The sequence below is a fragment of the Phormidesmis sp. 146-20 genome (assembly GCF_052939475.1).
The window spans coordinates 42,330-62,120 of sequence record NZ_JBJPHT010000011.1 but is presented as its reverse complement, the minus strand read 5'-3'; the positions used below and the strand labels follow the sequence as shown (position 1 = coordinate 62,120).

The window sequence follows — 19,791 nt, the reverse complement described above, 5'->3', positions numbered from 1 at the left end:
ATCAAAGTGGTGTAATAAAGGATGTGTTGGTCTTGGACTGATGCATCCTTTACTTTTTGAGTAATCGTTTTGAGTAATCGTTTTGAGCAATCGTTTTGAGTAATCGTAAAACTGCACTATCCACAGTTAAAGTAGTGTGGCATTCAGGATTAGCGGTTTTGTTTAGTAGGGGTTGGACAATGGCTTACTTTATGGGTGTTGATATTGGAACTACCAGTACAAAAGCGATCGTTGTTTCTTCAACTGGTGAGATGAAAGGTCTTGCCAGCCGAGACTACCCTTTGCTCTCTCCGCAGCCTCGGTTCGCCGAACAAGACCCAGACGTGATCTTTTTGGCTGTGTTGCAGTCTATTCAAGCAGTCATGCAGCAGACTAATTTATCTAGTCGAGAGATTGCTGCTGTGGGATTGGGGTCTGCGATGCATAGTTTGATTGTCATGAGCGCTGATCATCAGCCACTCAGCCAGAGTATTACCTGGGCCGATAGTCGCAGTGTTGTTCAAGCTCAACAGTTAAAACAAAGCCCGATCGGACTTCAGATCTACCAAAAAACAGGAACGCCACTTCATCCAATGTCACCTTTGACCAAGTTGATCTGGATGCGAGACTGTGAGCCAGACTTGTTTCACAAAGCAGCCAAGTTTATCTCAATCAAAGAGTATGTTTTATATCAATGGTTTGAGCAATATATAGTCGATTATTCGATCGCGTCTGCTACGGGGTTGTTTAATCTCAAGACACTAACCTGGGATACAGAGGCTTTAGAACTTGCTCAAATTCAAATTGATCAACTGAGCGAGTTGGTTCCTACAACTCATCGATTGCAGGGGATTAAACCTCACTTTGCTGAAATGATGGGGCTAGATTCCAATACACCTGTTGTCATCGGCGCGAGTGATGGCGTATTAGCAAATTTGGGAGTCGGCGCGATCGCAGCCAATCAGCTTGCCATTACGATCGGGACAAGTAGCGCTGTGCGAAAAGTAGTTTCTCAACCCATCACCGACCAGCAAGGACGAACGTTTTGCTATGCTCTGACCGATCAGCACTGGGTTGTCGGCGGCCCTTCTAACAATGGGGGAATTGTACTTCGATGGTTTCGCGATCGCTTTGGACAACCTGAAATCGCACAAGCTACCCAACACCATCAAGATGCTTATGATCTGTTGATCCAGTTAGCTGAGACGGTGCCTGCGGGAGCCGACGGACTCCTATTTCTGCCCTTTCTCTCTGGCGAACGTGCGCCCTACTGGAATGCAGAAGCACGAGGGGTCTTTTTTGGTGTCGCCTTACACCATGAGCGATCGCATTTTGTCCGGGCTGTCCTAGAAGGCATCTTGTTTGCAGCTTATAGTATTACGACTGTTTTGAGTGACCTCACCGAGACAAGTCAAACGATATTAGCATCGGGCGGCTTTGCGCGATCGCAAGCTTGGCGACAGATGATGGCTGACCTGTTTGGTCTCGACGTTTTGACCCCAGAAGTCTATGAGGCGAGCGGATTTGGGGCAGCCGTCTTAGCGATGTATGCTGTAGAGGAGATTAGCCAATTAGAAGCGGTGCGATCAATGATTCGGATTCGCGATCGACATTCTCCAAACTTACAGCAGACTCAGCGTTATCACAAATTATTTGAGCGATATCAACGGCTATATGATCAGCTAGAACCAGAGTTTGCAACCCTTGATCTTGATTAACGCCAACTTTAGGGGACTTTCAGACCAGATTTCTAGTTCAATGGCTTTTATTTAGCGGAGATTTAGGAGGCTGCCTGAATTAATAATCGCAGCGAAAGGTTTCATCGAATTCACGTTTGATTAAAGTTAAAGTGATGCATCCACGATCGCTCTCTGTTGAAGCCCTACGGTTGAAGCCCTACGGTTGAAGCCCTACGGTTGAAGCCCTACTATCCCAGCGTGACCGAGAACTCAGTCTTATGCCAATCCATCCCAGCTTCAAGATTGTTAAAGACAGGCGTGACTACAATGCTTGGGTCGCCGCAGAAACGCTAGAAGATTATGCGCTCCGGTTTGCTCCCAAATCTTTTAGAAAGTGGTCAGAGTGGCTCGTGACCAATACCGCAACGGGAGGGCTGTCATTTTTAGCCCTGGAAGCGATCGGCGGTTCTCTCTCGATTAACTATGGGTTTGCCAATTCTGTTTGGGCGATTATGGCGGTCGGGCTGATCATCTTTTTGACGGGGTTGCCGATCGCCTACTATGCGGCCAAATACAACATTGATATGGATCTGCTGACGCGGGGGGCGGGCTTTGGTTACATTGGCTCGACGATTACTTCCTTAATCTATGCCTCGTTTACGTTTATCTTCTTTGCGATCGAGGCGGTGATCATGGCCCAGGCCTTGGAGCTATATTTTCATCTGCCGTTGGCGATCGGCTATGTCGTTTGTTCTTTAGCGATTATTCCCCTGGTCTTTTTTGGGGTGACTGTCATTAATCAATTGCATCTCTGGACTCAGCCACTCTGGTTGACGCTGATCCTGTTACCTTATGGATGCATTCTCTACAAACAGCCGGATGCGCTGTCTAGTTGGATGCGTTTTGCGGGACAGTCGAGCAGTGGGGCGGCGTTTGATCCGCTTTTGTTTGGCACTGCGGCAACGGTTTGTTTTTCTTTGATTGTGCAAATTGGCGAGCAGGTAGATTACTTACGATTTTTGCCCGACAAACAAGAAAATAATCGCGGTAAGTGGTGGTTAGCGGTGGTCTTGGCGGGGCCGGGCTGGATCTTTTTGGGCTGTGCAAAGCAGTTAGGTGGGGCGTTTTTAGCAGCGTTGGCGATCGGACATGGGGTGAGTTTTGTTCAAGCCAAACAGCCCACTCAGATGTATTCAGTCGCGTTTGAGTCGGTCTTCTCAAACCCAGAGGTTGCTTTGGCCGTCACGATTTTTTTCGTGATTTTGTCTCAGATCAAGATCAATGTCACGAATGCTTATGCGGGATCGCTGGCCTGGTCAAACTTTTTCTCTCGGCTCACCCACAGTCACCCAGGGCGCGTTGTTTGGCTTTTTTTTAATGTCGCGATCGCTCTACTATTAATGGAGCTAGGCGTTTTCTCAACCTTGGAAGCGGTGCTGGGACTGTACTCGAATGTCGCGATCGCTTGGGTGGGGGCATTGGTGGCTGATCTGGTGATCAATAAGCCCTTGGGTCTGAGTCCTTCTTATATTGAGTTTAAGCGGGCGCATCTCTACAACTTTAATCCCGTCGGGTGTGGCTCGGTTTTGATTGCGTCGATCGTCTCAATGGCTGCTTTTGTAGGAATGTTTGGCTTAGTTGCTAAGGCGTTTGCGTCATTTATTGCGTTGGGATTGGCGATGGTACTGGCTCCGACGATCGCGCTGCTCACTCAAGGAAAGTACTACATCGCTCGCGAAGATGCTTATTCAACTTGCACCCACACGATCGATTGTTGCATCTGTGAGCAGGAATATGAACCTCAAGATATGGCGTTTTGTCCGGTGTATGAGGACTCCATTTGCTCTTTGTGTTGCAGCCTTGATATGCGCTGTCACGATGCCTGTAAACCCACGGTGATTCCCGATAAGAAATTAGAGGCTCCGATCGTCAGAAGCTTTTTGCGAGACAAGCTTTCTCCACAGCTAGAAGTCAGGCTGCTGAAGTATCTGGCGGTGTCTTTTTCTTTATCGACGCTGTTAGGAGTCATGTTGGGCGTGGTCTATTATCAGCAGGTGATGAGCAACTCTGGTTTAGACAAGCTCACTGTCCAGCGGCTAACTGCAACCTTGATTGAGGTGTCGGCTGTGTTGTTTGTGCTGATTGGCATTGGCTCCTGGTGGCTGGTCTTGACTCAAGAAAGTCGGCAACTTGCCCAAGAAGAACTCGACAAGCAAAATCTTTTGTTGCAGCAAGAAATCGAAGAGCGTCAGTTAGCCGAAGTCCAACTTCAAGAAAAAGCCCAACAGCTTGAACAAACCCTGTACAATTTGCAACAGGCCGAAGCTCAACTGATTCAGACTGAGAAAATGGCGGCCCTAGGCGGACTGGTCGCCGGAATTGCTCATGAGATTAATACGCCGATCGGCATCGGGGTGACGGCGGCCTCATTGTTAGTTGAGAAAACGACTGCTTTTTCAGATTCCTTTAGGCGCAACACGATGAAGCGATCGGACTTAGAGAAGTTTCTCGCGCTCGCGCAACAAAGTAGCCAAATGACGTTGACCAATCTAAATCGAGCAGCGCAATTGATCCAGAGCTTTAAGCAGGTGGCGGTGGATCAATCCAGTGAGTCGAGGCGGGTGTTTAACTTTAGGGCTTATCTAGAAGAAGTTTTATTACAGCTTAGTCCGATCGTCAAAACCACGACCCATCTAATTGAAGTGCAGGGCGATCGTCATCTCACGCTCAACAGCTATCCGGGGGCATTTTCGCAAATTGTGACTAACCTGGTGATGAATTCTCTACTTCACGCTTACTCGCCCGGAGAACAAGGACATATTACATTACGCTTCGAGCAGATTGAGGAGCAGATCATTTTTGAGTATGCTGATGACGGTCAAGGAATTCCCTTAGAAAACTTGAGCAAAATCTTTGAACCCTTTTTCACCACAAAACGCGGTCAGGGAGGCAGTGGGTTGGGATTACATATTGTCTACAACCTGGTAACTCAAAAGCTGGGTGGAAAAATTCAGTGTGAGAGCCAACCTTCTATGGGAGCAAAATTCATCATTAAGCTACCAAAACCTTAAAACCGTTGAACCATCATATTAGCGATCGTGCTACCAATGCTCGTAAGCCGGAACGCTTGTCTTAAAGTCCTCAGAATGAGGGGTTGGGAGGCAGAAGAACTCAGCAGTGAAGCGAAAAAACGTCATCAAATTGACATTAACTAAAGCAAACAGCCGTCCTCAAATATCTAGCAGATTTACAGAAGGCTCGTCCATGTCAAACAACGCTCAAGCTCCTAATTCTCAAAGCGACGAACTGATTTTTGCCCAAGCAGACGAAGAAATTTTGTTTGCCGAAGAAACGGAGATTAACCCGCTTGAGAAAAGCTGGAAAATTTTGATTGTGGATGATGAAGCTGAAGTCCATGAAGTCACAAAGCTAGTGCTCAGTGATGTGACCTTTGAGAATAAATCCCTCACGTTTATTAGCGCTTATTCGGCTCAAGAAGCCAAACAGTTGATGCGATCGCACCCCGATATCGCCATCATTTTTTTGGATGTAGTGATGGAAACCGAGAATGCTGGATTGCAGGTGGTGCAGTATGTCCGCGAAGAGTTGGGCAATCGACCGGTGAGAATTATTTTGCGAACGGGACAACCTGGTCAGGCTCCCGAAACCTTTGTCGCCGTTAATTATGAAATTGATGATTACAAACTCAAAACTGAATTAACGTCCAAAAAGCTGCTGATTACCGTAGTGACTGCTCTGAGAGCCTTCTCAACCCTGATGCAGATGTTAGAAATGGGTCAACGTCTCCAACTCGATCTCATCGAGTATCAGCGAGTCGAAGCGGCGCTGCGATCGAGTGAACTGCAAGAGCGCGAAAAAGTCGTACAACTCGAACGATCGCTACACCAACTACAGGCTAATCAGCAACCCCTTGCAAGTAGCTCAAAGAACTCGCCTCACCGAGAAAAAATCGAAACGCTGGGCCAACTGGTGACGGAAGTAACTCACGACATTTTGCACTACCCAAACACAGGGGCGCTATCTACAGTGTCGATGATTACTCAGATCGCCAGAATTGTGCTGCGGCTCACTGACGAACATTCTGCAAAACTGGGGCTTTCACAAACCAAGCTTTCGATTTTGATGTATCTCAGTGGTGAGCCTGACTTGTGCGCGAGTCCCTCGCTGTTAGCCAAACACTGTGGTGTGTCACGGGCGGCGATGACAGGGCTACTAGATGGATTGGAGCAAGAAGCCTATGTTGAACGAGATGATCACCCCTCCGATCGTCGGGCGCTCAGGGTCAGGCTGACTGCTAAAGGACAACAATTTTTAGACTGGATTGCGCCCCAAGATCACTACCAACTCTCCAAACTGCTCGACACCCTAGACCAGGCAGAGCGGCAAAAGTTTATCGAACTGGCACGAAAATTTCTGACCATCCTGGGCGAAGGATCGGCAAATCGGTAACTTTTTTATTGCTGAAACAGCCTCACACTGTTGATTCTCTGGACGAATTATGCAGATGAGTCAAAAAAATCTGTACTATCTAAAAATAGTTAAGAGATTAACTATTAACTGTAAAACCAGATACAAAATTCCTCTGTCCCATTCTCTATGATGGCTTGCATGTCATCAAGAACCGATTAGAAATGAATGGATTGGTGACACCGAATTGATCGCATTGATTAACAAAGCGCGATCGCCAGCATTGCTAAAGATCAAAAATTTGTGATTGCAGGGAGATTATCTAATTAGTCTTCTAAGTTTCAGATCACGGATTACTACTCTGAATGGAAATTGATTGGAGGTCAGAATGTCTTATCACGGCGATATTTCTTCAAGTGATGATGCAGTTGGAGTTGCAGTCGTTAACTATAAAATGCCGCGTCTGCACACCAAAGCAGAAGTCATTGAAAACTGTAAAAACATCGCTTCAATGATTGACGGGATGAAAGTGGGATTACCAGGAATGGATCTCGTAATTTTCCCAGAATACTCCACTCACGGGATCATGTACGACCCCAAAGAGATGATGGAAAATGCGGCCAGCATTCCTGGTGAAGAAACCGCAATTTTTGCAGAAGCCTGCATCAGAAACAAAGTCTGGGGAGTTTTCTCACTCACAGGCGAACGGCACGAAGATCACCCCAACAAAGTGCCCTACAACACGCTGATTTTGATGAATGATCAAGGCGAGATTGTTCAGAAGTACCGCAAGATTATGCCCTGGACACCGATCGAAGGCTGGTATCCTGGCAACTGCACCTATGTTTCAGACGGGCCCAAAGGCTTGAAGATCAGTCTGATCATTTGTGATGACGGCAACTATGCTGAGATCTGGCGTGATTGCGTGATGAAGGGTGCAGAGTTGATTATTCGCTGCCAGGGCTACATGTATCCCGCTAAGGAACAGCAAATCATGGTTTCCAAGGCGATGGCCTGGATGAACAATGTCTATGTGGCTGTGGCTAACGCTGCCGGGTTTGATGGCGTGTATAGCTACTTTGGGCATTCAGCCGTGGTTGGATTTGATGGGCGGACTTTGGGCGAATGTGGCGAAGAAGAAAATGGCATTCAGTACGCTGCGCTGTCTAAGTTTGCCATTCGTGACTTCCGTAAGAATGCTCAGTCTCAAAACCATCTGTTCAAACTGTTGCACCGTGGCTACACCGGAATGCTCAACTCTGGGGATGGCTCTGAGGGTATGGCGGAATGTCCGTATGAGTTCTATCGCGAATGGATTTTAGATCCTAAGAAGGCTAAGGAGAAAGTAGAAGCCTTGACTCGTCCCACTGTGGGTACGGCAGAATGCCCGATCGAGGGTCTACCCACTCAAAAGGTTCCTACGGTGTCGATCGAGAAGCCTCAGACTGCGACCGTTCCCGTTTCAACCAGCAGCTAGTCTAATGTGAGATTTCTTCGTTTTCAGAAAAGGTTGGAGACGAAGAAATCTAATATCTGCTCAACGAAACATTCTAGAACCTGAACAGTTACGAGATTGCACTTTAGATATGTTTAGACATAGTTAGAAGAACGCAAATAGTTCCATAATTCAAAGGCTAGTGAATCAGCAGGACAAATTCTTTAGAATAGACTTCCTGCACGAATCATAGATGCCCTCCGACTAAAGTCGGGGCTACAAGAGCAAAGTGTGCCTTCGCACACTAAAGAGGCAATTTTAACCGTTAGTCCACGGAGGTGGACTTTGTTCTGATAGCAGCGATTTCAATCGCCAGGTATTCATGCAGGAAGTCTAATGGGAGTTGCTCAAAATGTCTGACTACGAAATCTTTGAGTTAGGGAACTTCTCCCTTCAGCAAGGGGCAACGCTGAGAAACGCAAAGCTTGCCTACAAAACCTACGGCACTCTGAATGCTGACAAAAGCAATGTAATCGTCTACCCAACCTGGTACTCTGGTCAACACTACGACAATGAATGGCTGATCGGGGAAGGTATGGCGCTTGATCCTCAGACGTATTTCATCATCATTCCCAACATGATTGGCAACGGGCTATCTTCCTCGCCCAGCAACACGCCTCAGCCTTACAACAAAGCTCGATTTCCCAATGTCACCTTCTACGACAATGTTCGCGCTCAACATCAGCTAGTCACCAAACAATTTGGCATTGAGAAGATTGCGCTGGTTGTCGGCTGGTCGATGGGCGCAGGACAAACCTATCAGTGGGCTGTCAGCTATCCAGAGATGGTTGAACGAATTTTGCCCTTCTGTGGGTCTGCAAAGACGAGCTTGCACAATATTGTTTTTCTAGAGGGCGTGAAGGCTGCCCTACAAGCCGACGCTGCCTATCAGGGCGGTTGGTATGATGAGCCACCGACAACTGGACTTCGAGCCGTGGGACGAGTCTATGCAGGCTGGGGGCTATCTCAGGCGTTTTACCGCGAGAAGGTCTATCTGCAAGAAGGCTACTCGTCGCTAGAAGACTTTTTGGTGGAATTTTGGGAAGGATTTTTTCTTAAAAAAGATGCCAATAATCTACTGACCATGCTGTGGACTTGGCAAAACGGCAATATTGGCAACACTCCTGGCTTTGACGGTGACTTTGAGAAAGCACTCGGAGCGATTAAGGCAAAAGCGATCGTCATGCCTGCCGAGATGGATCTCTACTTCCCGCCCGAAGATAATGAGTATGAAGTAAAGTTTATGCCCAATGCCGAGTTCTGCGCCATTAAGTCAGTGTGGGGACACTTTGCAGGCGGCGGTGTAAATTTAGTGGATACTCAATTTATTGATGGTGCGCTCAAAACGCTACTTGCCCGCTAGAACATACGAGAGATTGCAGAATTGCTCCGAGTAGATTAGCTCAAAAACGCCCAAATGCACATTGCGTAGAGTTAGGCTTACTACATAACTTTTTGCAGCAATTTCTTACAGGTTTCTTACAAGTTAGTAATATGCTTTGTTCTAAACATTCTCGCCTTTAGTTAGTCGGTAAAAGCTCTAAGATCTGACTATCTTCTAAGGCTTCTAGATAGTATTCAATTCTTAGCCTAACCGGGCAACTTTATCGCGCAACGGCCCCCCTACTGTGATAAAAGACAACCTGCCTGAAGTAGTGGAGACATCCAGTGAAACGCTGAACCTCATTGTGCGGGTGCAAAGTCAAACCCTTGAGTAGCCTTGCTGTTGCTTAGTAATTAATTGCTTAATCATTCACTCCATTAAAGTCAACTAATTTATAATGAACTGTATACTTGAGCACAAAACTCTAGTTCTTCTATCTCTAGAATCTTGAGAGATCAAGCAATTAGCGAATGCAGCACAGTAAGCATAAATCGTTCCTTAGCAAATGGCACTTTTAGGGTCAAAACTGGTATTGGATGGCAGAGTACGAGTTTCTAAAGGTTTTAACCGCTGACCCACACTCAGGTAAGTGTCACCCTTCCTCAGATTCAAAGTTTCACTGTGTATTTTGCGACGTATTTTGCAACTTGTTGATCAGTTTCAAGTTACTCTAATCATCAATCATTTGACTAGACATAAGGGCAAATTCGTGAGAGAGGTCGCCCACTTACCGTCTAGTGAATTCGGAGTTTTTTCATTACCGTAGACGCTTCTAAAATTGAGGAGAGGCTAATGCCTAAAACGCTGTTCAAAGTTGACCTGACCAAGCCGATGGATCAGCAAGATCTACCGGGACACAATCGCTGGCATCCAGACATTCCAGCCGTTGTTTCGGTCAACCCAGGCGATGTATTTCGGATTGAATGCAAAGACTGGACAGATGGACAAATCAAAGACAATGATAGTCCCGACGATGTTCGAGATGTTGATTTGACCGTGGTGCATGTGTTGAGTGGGCCAATTTGGGTCAACGGGGCTGAGCCAGGAGATATTTTAGTGGTCGATCTCGTAGACATTGGCGCTCTGCAAGGAGATGAATGGGGCTTTACAGGCATCTTTGACCAAAAGAATGGCGGCGGCTTCTTAACCGATCATTTCCCGGCTCCCGCCAAGGCAATCTGGGACTTTCAAGGAATTTACACCACGTCTCGCCACATTCCTGGGGTTAAGTTTGCGGGGATTACTCACCCTGGGCTGATTGGCTGTGCCCCTTCTCATGAGCTACTCGCCAAGTGGAACAAGCGAGAAACCGAACTGATGACCAGCCAGCCCGATCGCCGCACCTATGGAGCCGGGATCAACCTGGATGGCGTTCCTGTTTTGGCAGCATTGCCCAACCCGACAAACGCGATTTTAGGCACCCTAGACAAGTCGGAGTACGATCGCGTCGCAGCCGAAGCGGCCCGTACCGTCCCTCCGCGAGAACATGGCGGCAACTGCGATATCAAAAACTTGTCGAGAGGCACGCGCATTTACTTCCCGGTGTATGTGGAAGGTGCAAAGCTATCAATGGGTGACATTCACTTTTCACAGGGAGATGGCGAGATCTCATTTTGTGGCGCGATCGAGATGTCTGGCTTTATTGATCTGCATGTAGACATCATCAAAGGCGGCATGGAAAAGTACGCGATGGTGAATCCGATCTTTAAGCCGGGCCCAGTTGAGCCAAACTACTCAGAGTACCTGGTGTTTGAAGGAATCTCAGTTGATGAGTTTTCGGGCAAACAGTACTTTATGGATGTGCATATTGCCTATCGTCGAGCTTGTTTGAATGCGATCGAGTATCTCAAAAAGTTTGGGTTTACCGGAGAGCAGGCTTATCTACTTCTAAGCTGTGCGCCTGTTGAAGGTCGAGTAAGCGGGATTGTAGATATTCCAAATGCTTGCTGTACTCTGGCGATTCCCACTGCGATCTTCGATCAAAACATTCTTCCGGTCTAATGAGTTGCTATCTGGCATTCACCAGTCTATTGTTTGAATGTGCTGACTTCTGAGTAACGAGCCTATGCCTCTCTATGAGTTTCGATGTGATGATTGTGGTCTGTTTGACGTGTGGCGATCGCTCGTCGAATCCAGCAATCCTGCCCCCTGTCCAGACTGTGACACGCCAGGGAAACGAATTTTTTCGCCCCCGGCCGTTCTCTCTGGAACCTTTCGACTAAAGCAGGAAAGCCGGGAGCCACAGTTAGTTAAGCGCGATCGAGAACCCAAAGCGCCCCAGGTTCAATATCATGCTGGCAGCCGCCCCTGGATGATTGGACACTGATTCTTCAGGGAGCATTTCGCAAAATCGCAAGGTTTCTTTTGGTGTGAGTTTTGTTAGACAAGGAGAATTTCAATTAATGAAGTCACGTACACCCCGGATTGTTTTAGGCGGAATTACCCGTCGTCGGTTTATTCAATATGGTTCTTTGGCGATCGGCAGTACGGTTGTTGCGGCTTGCTCTGGTGGTGGAGGAGGCGACACAGGGACAACGGCCAGTAGCCCAGCAGCAGGTACTTCCCCCTCTGGTGATGGCATCAAAGTCGGGGTGCTTTACTCCACAACGGGCACGATCGCGATCGTCGAAAAATCTTTGCAGGATGCGACCTTCTTAGCCGTTGAGCAAATTAATGAAGGCAAAGGGCCGTGGTCAGGCAAACAAGGCATCAATGGCAAAAAGATCGACATGGTAGTAGTCAACCCAGACTCTAACTGGGACTTGTACAACCAGATGGCCAAGCGGCTGATTGATGAAGATAAGGTTGCCTGTGTGTTGGGGTGCTATACCTCTGCCAGCCGCAAATCGGTGCTACCTGTGTTTGAGGAAAAAGACAAGCTGCTCTACTACCCGGTCTATTACGAAGGCAACGAGTGTAGTTCTAATGTCTTCTACACCGGAGCGGCTCCTAACCAACAGATCACGGACTCCATTCCGTTTTGCGCCAAGACGTTCGGCAAAAAAGGCTTCTTTATCGGCTCTGACTACATCTATCCCAAAGAAAGTAACCGGATCGCCAAAGCAGAGCTAGTCAAAGCGGGCGGCGAAGTCGTGGGTGATGAATATGCAGCCCTGGGCACGACTGAGTTCATTACAATCATCAACAAGATCAAGCAGGCGAAACCTAACTTCATTCTCAGCAACCTAGTAGGGGACAGTATTCCTGCTTTCTACAAGCAGCTAAAGGATGCTGGAATCACCTCCAAAGACATTCCCATCATGGCTTATCCCACGACTGAGGAAGAAATTCAGGCAATGGGGCCAGAGTTTGCGGAAGGTCACTACACCAGCTTTAACTACTTCCAAACGGTAGACACGCCCGAAAACAAGGCGTTTGTGGAACAGTTTAAGGAGAAGTTTGGCAAGGATCGGGTGACGAATGGAGTCATGGAAGCGGCTTACTTCCAAACTTTTTTTATGGCGCAAGCAATGGAGAAATGTGCCAAAGAAGGGAAAGAACTCACGACTTCTAACCTACGAGAAGCGACCCGTGGACAGGTCTTCAAAGCGCCTCAAGGGACTGTGAAAGTTGATCCCGACAACTACCATACGTTCCTCTACTCTCGGATTGGTAAGTGGAAAGCAGACGGACAGGCAGAGATTATCTTTGCAACGCAGGCCGCCGTGAAGCCGATTCCCTGGAGTCAGGCGCTTTATAGAGGTCGCACCTGTGTTCACAAAACACCGGATGAGCGCGGCAACCCGATCGTTGAAACCAACAAAGATCTGCCAGTCGAGCTTCTAAAAGTGTAGGCTGACCCGACTCTCCGATTTCGACTTGAAGTTGGGGAGTCTAAATTTTGATCGATTTGTATTCGAGGGGATATGAACACTCTGATATTAGACACGATGTCTGCGATCGCGGACGCAACACGCTATCTAGCACAGTCAACTCCCACAGATAAAGGGTTTGATGCGATCGCCTTTACCAACCAACTGCTCAACGGATTGGGGATCGTCGGGATTCTGTTACTGACGGGGTTGGGGCTGGCGATTACATTCGGTGTGATGCGGATTATCAATCTCGCTCATGGTGAATTCATTATGCTGGGCGCATACACAACCTTTGTGCTTCAGAGTAACTTCAAGATGGATTTGCTGTTGACGATCCCATTCTCGTTTTTATTTACAGCACTGGTGGGGGCGATCGTCGAATTAACCATCATTCGCCGACTGTATGGGCGACCCCTCGAAACGCTGTTAGCAACCTGGGGGTTGAGTATTGTCCTTCAGGGCGTGGTCAAACTGATCTTTACGGCTCAGTTAAAGTACGTCAAAGCACCTCCTTACATTCGCGGCAATTGGACACCCTTTGAAGTAGGCGACCAGGCGATTCAGATTTCGGTCTATCGGCTGTTTATTGTCTTTATGGCGCTATTGTTGTTGGCGCTGACGGCTTACTTGCTCTATGGCACCTCACTGGGTCGAGAAGTCCGGGCTGTGACCCAAAACCGAGAAATGGCCAAGTGTCTGGGCGTAAATACCAGTTTGGTTGATATGGCCACTTTTGCTTATGGATGTGGGCTGGCAGGCGTTGCCGGAACGGTGATTTCTTCGCTCAAGAGTGTGGCTCCCCCAATGGGACAGGATTATCTCGTAGATGCCTGGATGACGGTGGTGACGGGAGGCGTAGATAAGTTAGTGGGCGTACTGGCGGGTGCGTTTTTGATTGGGCAATCGAATGCAGCGATCGCTTACTTGCTCAATGATCCCTCTGCCAGAGTCATTGTGTTAGCTGCTGTGATTGTGCTGATTCGCTATCGCCCCGAAGGTCTGTTTACGGTTCAGAAGCGGAGCTAATAGCAATGACAGAAGTAATTGGGCGAATTCGACAAGCTACAAATGTTCCAACTAAGTTGATTGTGACGAGTGGCGTTCTGCTGCTCATTTTGTGCATTTTCCCGCTTGTTGCGGGTGGCTTTCAAACGAACTTGATGGCGAAACTGCTATTGTTTGGCACGCTGGGGGTTTCGCTTGATCTGGTCTGGGGATTCACTGGAATTCTCAGCTTTGCTCATGGGGTGTTCTTTACCCTGGGCGGCTATGCGATGGCGTATTACCTCAAGCTCAATTTGTCAGCCGCCGCCAACACTTACGGGGGCACCCTGCCTGACTTTATGGTGTGGAATGGACTCAAGGAGCTACCCTGGTTTATTGCACCGCTACAGTTCTTTCCGATCGCAGCGATCGCAATGGTTGCCGTCCCTGCGGGATTTGCCTACATCATTGGTTGGTTTATCTTTCGCTCTAAAGTCAGTGGGGTATACATCACGATTATTACCCTGGCGATTTCTTCGGCCCTGACGACGTTCTTTGTCAGCCAACAAGCCTACACCGGGGGAACAAACGGGATCACAGATGTCTCAAAGTTAAGCTTGTTTGGGATCGTCGTGCCGCCACTGGGACTGTACTACATGATTCTATTTTTTGCCGCCTTTGTGATTGCTGGAAGCTGGTGGTTAACTCAATCGAACTTCGGTCTGATTCTGCGATCGATCAAAGAAAACGAGAAGCGGATTTCCTACTTAGGCTATGACGTTGCCAGCTTTAAGATCTTTATCTGGACGCTCTCAGCAGGGATCGCAGGCATCACAGGCGGATTGTTTGTGCCGCTCAACAAGTTTATTTCTCCGGTCTATCTGGCGGTTGCGTTTGGGACTCAGGTTGTAATTTGGGTGGCAGTGGGCGGACGTGGAACGCTGTTTGGGCCGGTGATTGCGGCCATTTTGCTGGGACAGTTACAAAACTCGGTCGATCGCATTACTCAAGATTGGCAGTTAATTGTCGGCATCATTCTCTTGCTGGTGGTGCTGTTTTTACCTGATGGTTTGATGAGTTTGCTTCCCAAAAAGTTTCGCTTTACCGAAGCTAACCGAATGACTAGTTTGATGGGTTCGCGTTCTACTGCGGGGTTTGTACGAGCCAGCTTATTCGATTGGTACACGCCATTAATGGAATTTGTGGATAAGCTTCGCGGACACAACAAACGGTAAGCGGTTTCTCACTCACATAGCAATTAAGGAATACACGCGATGCAAGCAGCCTCCTCGATTTCGAGTTCCACAACCCTGAATTCTGGCGAACCTGTTTTGGCGGTCAAAGATCTCAAAGTTGTGTTTTCAGGCTTCAAAGCGCTCAAAGGCATTGATTTGGAGGTCGGAGATCAAGAGATTGTCACGATTATCGGCCCCAACGGAGCCGGGAAAAGTACGCTACTGGATGCGATCGTGGGCAAGTCTCCCGTTGCGTCAGGTCACGTCTACTATCACGGGCGAGACATTACAAACTACAATCCCTATGACATTGCTCGGATGGGAATTGGGCGTAAGTTTCAAAACCCCAATGTCTACAATGAGCTATCGGTGTTTGAGAATCTTCTTTTGGCGCTCAAAGGCTCACATGGCGTATTTGCGGCAATTCGATCGAAGCTGACCCGCGCTAAGAAAGAAAAGATTGAACAGGTGCTCGATCGCATCGGACTACTCGACAAAGGGTTTGCCAAAGTTTCTTCGCTCTCCCACGGGCAAAAACAATGGGTCGAGATTGGCATGGTCATGGCTCAAGATCCGACTGTTGTCCTACTTGACGAGCCTACGGCTGGCATGACCGCTGACGAAACTTATGCCACAGGCGAGATCATCAAGATTATTGCTCAAACTCATTCGGTTGTCGTGATCGAGCATGACATGGAGTTTGTCAAACAAATTGCTCAACGAATTGTCGTACTGCACCAGGGCGAAAAGTTAGCCGAAGGATCAGTTCAAGAAATTCAGTCAAACGCAAAAGTCATTGAGGTATATCTAGGTCGTGAACAAATCGACAATGCTGCTTGAACTCGCGGATGTCACCGTCTCCTATGACCAGACTCCCGTCTTATTTGGGGTCAATATGACCGTCGAACAAGGTGAAATTGCTTGCATTCTCGGTCGCAACGGAGTGGGCAAAACCACCTTACTGAGAAGTGTCATTGGGTTGAATAAAGTTCTGTCGGGGAGCATTGTTTTTGATGCAGATGAGATTACCAAAGTGTCCACCTTCAAACGGGCCCGCTATGGTATTTCATACATTCCCCAGGGGCGAGAAATTATCCCGTATCTGTCGGTGTTAGACAATCTCAAGCTAGGGATGTCTGCTGCCAAAAAGAAGCTTCGCAAGATTCCCGATGAGATCTTCGAGTTTTTTCCGATGCTCAAGCAGCATCTCAATCGTCAAGGGGGACTACTCAGCGGCGGACAACAACAACAACTGGCGATCGCGCGTGGTTTGATGAGCAATCCCAAAATTATGCTGTTAGACGAGCCGACCGAAGGCATTCAACCGTCGATCGTGCAAGAAATTGAGGAGACGCTCAAACGCATCAATCACGAAAAAGGCATCACTGTTGTCGTCGTCGAACAAAAGATTGATTTCGCTCGGCAACTCGCTCAAAAGTTTTTCATTATGGAAAAGGGCGCGATCGTGGCTAAGGGCGAGACTTCTCAATTGACAGACGCGCTAGTTCACCAATATCTCACGGTTTAAGTGGTCTGGTCTGCGGGGGCGCTTTTGTTGACGGGCATTCGTTGAAATACGCTCCTTGCTGACTTCCTCATAGGTGCAGAACCTCCGAAACGCTTATTTCCAAAGTCCCCCAAAGTTGCACAGTTGGCGAGTAGAAGCGCCAAACACCGCAGCGAACCGATTAAGCTTCTTCGTCCCAATCGGGATATTGCTTGGGCGCGGCACCGTGACTTTCGAGAATCGCACTGTAGCCTTGTCGATCGTCACCCTCAACTTTTTCTAACTGCACATCAAACTCCCACCAGTCGCCAAGATCAAAGACATACAGCATTGACGTTCCCTCAGCGATCGGCAACTCGCCCACCCGCACGTCATTGGTCGAAGGAGACTCCTCGACATAGGGATGAGAAATTTTTACCGATCGACCCACCTGATTTTTGTATTGATACATATCTAAATGATCCTCATCAAAGCCCACCGATTCTAAAATCAAACTGCTTAGATCACTCAGCACTAAATCACTCGAAATCGCCAGCCTGCGCCAGATTTTGCCCAGAGATACCTTAAAGACAAACACGCCCGATCGCCCTTTACGAGTGAGCCTTGCTAGATTGTTTTGCCATTCTGGAAAGTAAGGTTGCAGGACAGGTTGCAGTTCGCCAAAGGGCAGCGTTGGGTTGATTTCCGACTCCCACATCAGACCACTTTCGAGGTAGAAAGGCACAATGACCTGCATCAAAGCATTGCCGATCGCCGTCTTTTGAATGCGCTTAATTCGCCAACCTTTCCCGGTTTCCGGCTTGTCAGAGTCGATCTCCATCATGCCGAATAGCTTAAGCAGTGCCAGATTGTGATAGCCGGGATGATAATTTAATGTCTGCTGATCGGCATAGCGACTAAAGTGTTTCTCTTGAGAAATGAACCGCCAGTCTTGAACACATTGCGTTCCTTCATTGATGTAGCTTCGCTCATCTCCTAGCGTTTCTGAACTTGATCGAATTAACCAGGCTTCTAATAAAGTGAAATAGCGTTCTGTCAAATTTAGACTATTCCAGGACTGCAATAACTCAGGGTCGATCACGAGAAAGTGTTTCTTACCACGACCGACTACTTGCCCTAATCCAGTCGTGCGTAATAGCAGATAGAGTGCATTGATCGGCGGATAAGATTTTTGTTGAGGACGCTGAAGATCAATTGCGATCGGATCACTCAGACGTTGATTGAGATCTGCTAGAGCTTTGACCGTTGAAATCAATTGATGTGTTCCACTGACAGGAATCCCATCGCCTATAAACTCTATTAAAGTTTGGAAGTCGCGCACGATCGTTCCCGGTGTTGTTTCGGTGATCGATTGTTGTTTGAGAAGTGCGATCGCTTCCTCGGACAAGGGTGGTAATTCAGAGGCAGTTGCTTCCCACATCGATGTTTGGAGTCCCCGATTAAAGGTATCGCCTGAAGATTCTAGGTTGGGGCGGTCAGAATCGTTGGAGTGACTCCTTGCAGGTTCAAACAGATCATCCGCTTGAGAAAGCATGGCACTTGCCATTGTATTCAGCAGATTATGTAGCTGTTGTTGTATTGAGGTTGTATTCTCACCGGGGTTTAAGTTCTTCAGCACTTTACCAAACCCAGGCGGCGTGGTTGCTTCTCGAATCTTTTGGTTATGTTGTTCTTGAAACGCCTGCAACCCTTCCTGAGTCGTCATATCAAATCCTGACTCAATGCCTGACATAAAGATGGATTTTGCCATACCAAAGTTATTGGAGTCAGTCATTAATGCTTTAAACTCAGGCTGAATTTTTTTAAGAAAAGTAAGAATTTTAGTTGCATTCGCGTGCTTGTATTGTCGCTTGAGAAACTGCCAAAAAGCCGTCAATTCTGGAATTGCTGTATCTGCCTCATCTGGATTAAGCAACGTCACCTTAGCCGGAAATAACTCTGTGAGAATTACCTCGACATCGCTCTTTTTGAAGTGTGGCAATGTTACCGATCGATAGGAATACCCAAAGTAAAGCAGTTGATGAATCCAACCCCCAAAGGATTCCACATCAGGATGAGCTTTGAGATACGCCTTGCCTTCTGGTGATTCAACCAACTCCTCAACCAGTTTTGCAACGTAGTCATCAAGACGATCGATCGCTTCATCAAAATCGGTAATAGCATCCAGTTGATAGAGATCTAAAGGCATGAGTGGTTCCTCACAATCGCGTTTTCTTTAGGGTACAAATCTGTATGGTACAAAATTGTATGACGAGCGATCGTTTTAGAGGTTAAGAGATGTGAATTGTTTGGTGGAAGCGATCGTACGATGCAAGCTAGACATTAAGAATCGAGAATCAAATAACATCGATATTTGTGATATTTAGACAACGATTTTAGGCATTGCTAAATCAGGGGATGAATTGCCCCAAAGCGGCGGGAACCCCAAGGTTCAAAGTCCCCCAATTTTGGGGGATTTAGGGGGCGAAAAGATGGACACTTTCCACAGATTTATCCCTCCGATCAGCAGCGCCCGATTTTATTTAATTCACAATTCTAAACCGATCGGCATCCGATCCAGTTGTTCGGCAACGCCCTGCAACATTTACTTGACGTGAGTCAAAATTCCAGATATTCTCTCAAATCAAGGACATCTTTTCGTCACAGGAAAGTTGTCTGGCTGCCCAAAAAATCTAGTCTGTCGCCGCCCCAAGTTGTAGCAACCAACGAAGGGCAGCTAACCCGCAAGACTGCTGATGCCAGTCAAGAGGGCTAATGGAGAATTTTATCACTCCTTTGGCTGCTCCGATTTGTTCTGCTCTTTGGGGCGGCTAGTTTTTTGGGTTTCTTCGGAGACCTAAATTTTGGAGTATTTCTATGGCAGAGCGTCTTTTAAACGCTGGCTTTTGGCTGTGCGATTTTGCCTATGCATTCCTAGAATTGATTCAACGCCGTTTCCTTCCCGATTCCATTCCCCGTTTCACCATTACTTCGCTTCGCGTTCCGCTTCAGGATCTTTTACCTGATGTCGCGATTCCTCATTCTGATGAGTTTGAAATCCTGCGCGTGTTAATTATCGGTTCCTCTGACGGCGTAACTGAGACGATCCAAAACCTGCACGTTCGACGATTTGCGAATGCCACAGACTGGAGTCCTCTACTCCCTGCACCCTCGTTTGGCGAAGTGATGAGCATCCTCACTCGACAGCGACGGAAGATGAGGGAGAACTTTGTTCCGCTTCGCGAGGAGGGATGAGAATAGTCTAAGTCCGGTCTTCAGTCTCCGGTCTAATGTCCTCGGCTGATC

At 47.7% G+C, this 19,791-nt stretch carries 14 protein-coding genes; 13 read left to right on the top strand and 1 reads right to left on the bottom strand.

Annotated elements, in window-relative coordinates; translation table 11 throughout:
* Nucleotides 1-95 precede the first annotated feature (95 nt).
* The 12 genes from ACKFKH_RS11650 to urtE all read left to right on the top strand — a co-directional run bounded on the left by ACKFKH_RS11650 (nucleotide 96) and on the right by urtE (nucleotide 16,527).
* Nucleotides 96-1,697, top strand: coding sequence for a gluconokinase (locus tag ACKFKH_RS11650; protein ID WP_446858457.1), 1,602 nt, complete (start codon nucleotides 96-98; stop codon nucleotides 1,695-1,697).
* Between the two features lie 239 nt (nucleotides 1,698-1,936).
* Nucleotides 1,937-4,729, top strand: coding sequence for an ATP-binding protein (locus ACKFKH_RS11645; protein ID WP_446858456.1), 2,793 nt, complete (start codon nucleotides 1,937-1,939; stop codon nucleotides 4,727-4,729).
* Between the two features lie 193 nt (nucleotides 4,730-4,922).
* Nucleotides 4,923-6,128, top strand: coding sequence for a MarR family transcriptional regulator (locus tag ACKFKH_RS11640; protein WP_446858455.1), 1,206 nt, complete (start codon nucleotides 4,923-4,925; stop codon nucleotides 6,126-6,128).
* A gap of 346 nt (nucleotides 6,129-6,474) precedes the next feature.
* Nucleotides 6,475-7,563: an aliphatic amidase gene (locus ACKFKH_RS11635; protein WP_446858454.1), complete on the top strand. Its 1,089-nt coding sequence runs from the start codon at nucleotides 6,475-6,477 to the stop codon at nucleotides 7,561-7,563.
* A 370-nt stretch (nucleotides 7,564-7,933) separates the two neighbouring features.
* A complete protein-coding gene (locus tag ACKFKH_RS11630) occupies nucleotides 7,934-8,944 on the top strand; it encodes an alpha/beta fold hydrolase (protein ID WP_446858453.1) in 1,011 nt (336 codons plus the stop codon).
* Between the two features lie 813 nt (nucleotides 8,945-9,757).
* Nucleotides 9,758-10,966, top strand: a complete 1,209-nt coding sequence (gene fmdA, locus ACKFKH_RS11625) for a formamidase (RefSeq protein WP_446858452.1) — start codon at nucleotides 9,758-9,760, stop codon at nucleotides 10,964-10,966.
* Nucleotides 10,967-11,030: 64 nt separating this feature from the next.
* Nucleotides 11,031-11,291 (top strand): FmdB family zinc ribbon protein, encoded by a 261-nt coding sequence (locus ACKFKH_RS11620; protein ID WP_446858451.1) that lies wholly within the window; start codon nucleotides 11,031-11,033, stop codon nucleotides 11,289-11,291.
* Between the two features lie 76 nt (nucleotides 11,292-11,367).
* Nucleotides 11,368-12,759 (top strand): ABC transporter substrate-binding protein, encoded by a 1,392-nt coding sequence (locus ACKFKH_RS11615; protein ID WP_446858450.1) that lies wholly within the window; start codon nucleotides 11,368-11,370, stop codon nucleotides 12,757-12,759.
* Between the two features lie 72 nt (nucleotides 12,760-12,831).
* Entirely contained in the window at nucleotides 12,832-13,806 is a 975-nt protein-coding gene (gene urtB, locus ACKFKH_RS11610) for an urea ABC transporter permease subunit UrtB (RefSeq protein WP_446858449.1), read from the top strand.
* Nucleotides 13,807-13,811: 5 nt separating this feature from the next.
* Entirely contained in the window at nucleotides 13,812-14,999 is a 1,188-nt protein-coding gene (urtC, locus tag ACKFKH_RS11605; protein ID WP_446858448.1) for an urea ABC transporter permease subunit UrtC, read from the top strand.
* A gap of 39 nt (nucleotides 15,000-15,038) precedes the next feature.
* Nucleotides 15,039-15,839 (top strand): urea ABC transporter ATP-binding protein UrtD, encoded by an 801-nt coding sequence (gene urtD / locus ACKFKH_RS11600; protein WP_446858447.1) that lies wholly within the window; start codon nucleotides 15,039-15,041, stop codon nucleotides 15,837-15,839.
* Nucleotides 15,829-16,527: an urea ABC transporter ATP-binding subunit UrtE gene (gene urtE / locus ACKFKH_RS11595; RefSeq protein ID WP_446858446.1), complete on the top strand. Its 699-nt coding sequence runs from the start codon at nucleotides 15,829-15,831 to the stop codon at nucleotides 16,525-16,527. Before urtD ends, urtE begins: the two co-directional genes overlap by 11 nt.
* Before the next feature lie 160 nt (nucleotides 16,528-16,687).
* Here urtE and ACKFKH_RS11590 read toward each other — a convergent pair whose 3' ends face one another.
* Nucleotides 16,688-18,694 carry an IS1096 element passenger TnpR family protein gene (locus tag ACKFKH_RS11590; RefSeq protein ID WP_446858445.1) on the bottom strand — a complete coding sequence of 669 codons (2,007 nt, stop codon included), beginning with the start codon at nucleotides 18,692-18,694 and terminating at the stop codon, nucleotides 16,688-16,690.
* A gap of 668 nt (nucleotides 18,695-19,362) precedes the next feature.
* On the opposite strand from ACKFKH_RS11590, the gene ACKFKH_RS11585 reads away from it, so the two are divergent.
* Nucleotides 19,363-19,740, top strand: coding sequence for a hypothetical protein (locus ACKFKH_RS11585; RefSeq protein ID WP_446858444.1), 378 nt, complete (start codon nucleotides 19,363-19,365; stop codon nucleotides 19,738-19,740).
* Nucleotides 19,741-19,791 lie beyond the last annotated feature (51 nt).

What these genes read in the sequence shown, in the direction of transcription:
- ACKFKH_RS11645 (WP_446858456.1), top strand. Translation starts at nt 1,937, where the DNA reads ATGCCAATCCATCCCAGCTTCAAGATTGTTAAAGACAGGCGTGACTAC.
- ACKFKH_RS11640 (WP_446858455.1), top strand. Translation starts at nt 4,923, where the DNA reads ATGTCAAACAACGCTCAAGCTCCTAATTCTCAAAGCGACGAACTGATT.
- ACKFKH_RS11635 (WP_446858454.1), top strand. Translation starts at nt 6,475, where the DNA reads ATGTCTTATCACGGCGATATTTCTTCAAGTGATGATGCAGTTGGAGTT.
- ACKFKH_RS11630 (WP_446858453.1), top strand. Translation starts at nt 7,934, where the DNA reads ATGTCTGACTACGAAATCTTTGAGTTAGGGAACTTCTCCCTTCAGCAA.
- fmdA (WP_446858452.1), top strand. Translation starts at nt 9,758, where the DNA reads ATGCCTAAAACGCTGTTCAAAGTTGACCTGACCAAGCCGATGGATCAG.
- ACKFKH_RS11620 (WP_446858451.1), top strand. Translation starts at nt 11,031, where the DNA reads ATGCCTCTCTATGAGTTTCGATGTGATGATTGTGGTCTGTTTGACGTG.
- ACKFKH_RS11615 (WP_446858450.1), top strand. Translation starts at nt 11,368, where the DNA reads ATGAAGTCACGTACACCCCGGATTGTTTTAGGCGGAATTACCCGTCGT.
- urtB (WP_446858449.1), top strand. Translation starts at nt 12,832, where the DNA reads ATGAACACTCTGATATTAGACACGATGTCTGCGATCGCGGACGCAACA.
- urtC (WP_446858448.1), top strand. Translation starts at nt 13,812, where the DNA reads ATGACAGAAGTAATTGGGCGAATTCGACAAGCTACAAATGTTCCAACT.
- urtD (WP_446858447.1), top strand. Translation starts at nt 15,039, where the DNA reads ATGCAAGCAGCCTCCTCGATTTCGAGTTCCACAACCCTGAATTCTGGC.
- urtE (WP_446858446.1), top strand. Translation starts at nt 15,829, where the DNA reads ATGCTGCTTGAACTCGCGGATGTCACCGTCTCCTATGACCAGACTCCC.
- ACKFKH_RS11590 (WP_446858445.1), bottom strand. Translation starts at nt 18,694, where the DNA reads ATGCCTTTAGATCTCTATCAACTGGATGCTATTACCGATTTTGATGAA.
- ACKFKH_RS11585 (WP_446858444.1), top strand. Translation starts at nt 19,363, where the DNA reads ATGGCAGAGCGTCTTTTAAACGCTGGCTTTTGGCTGTGCGATTTTGCC.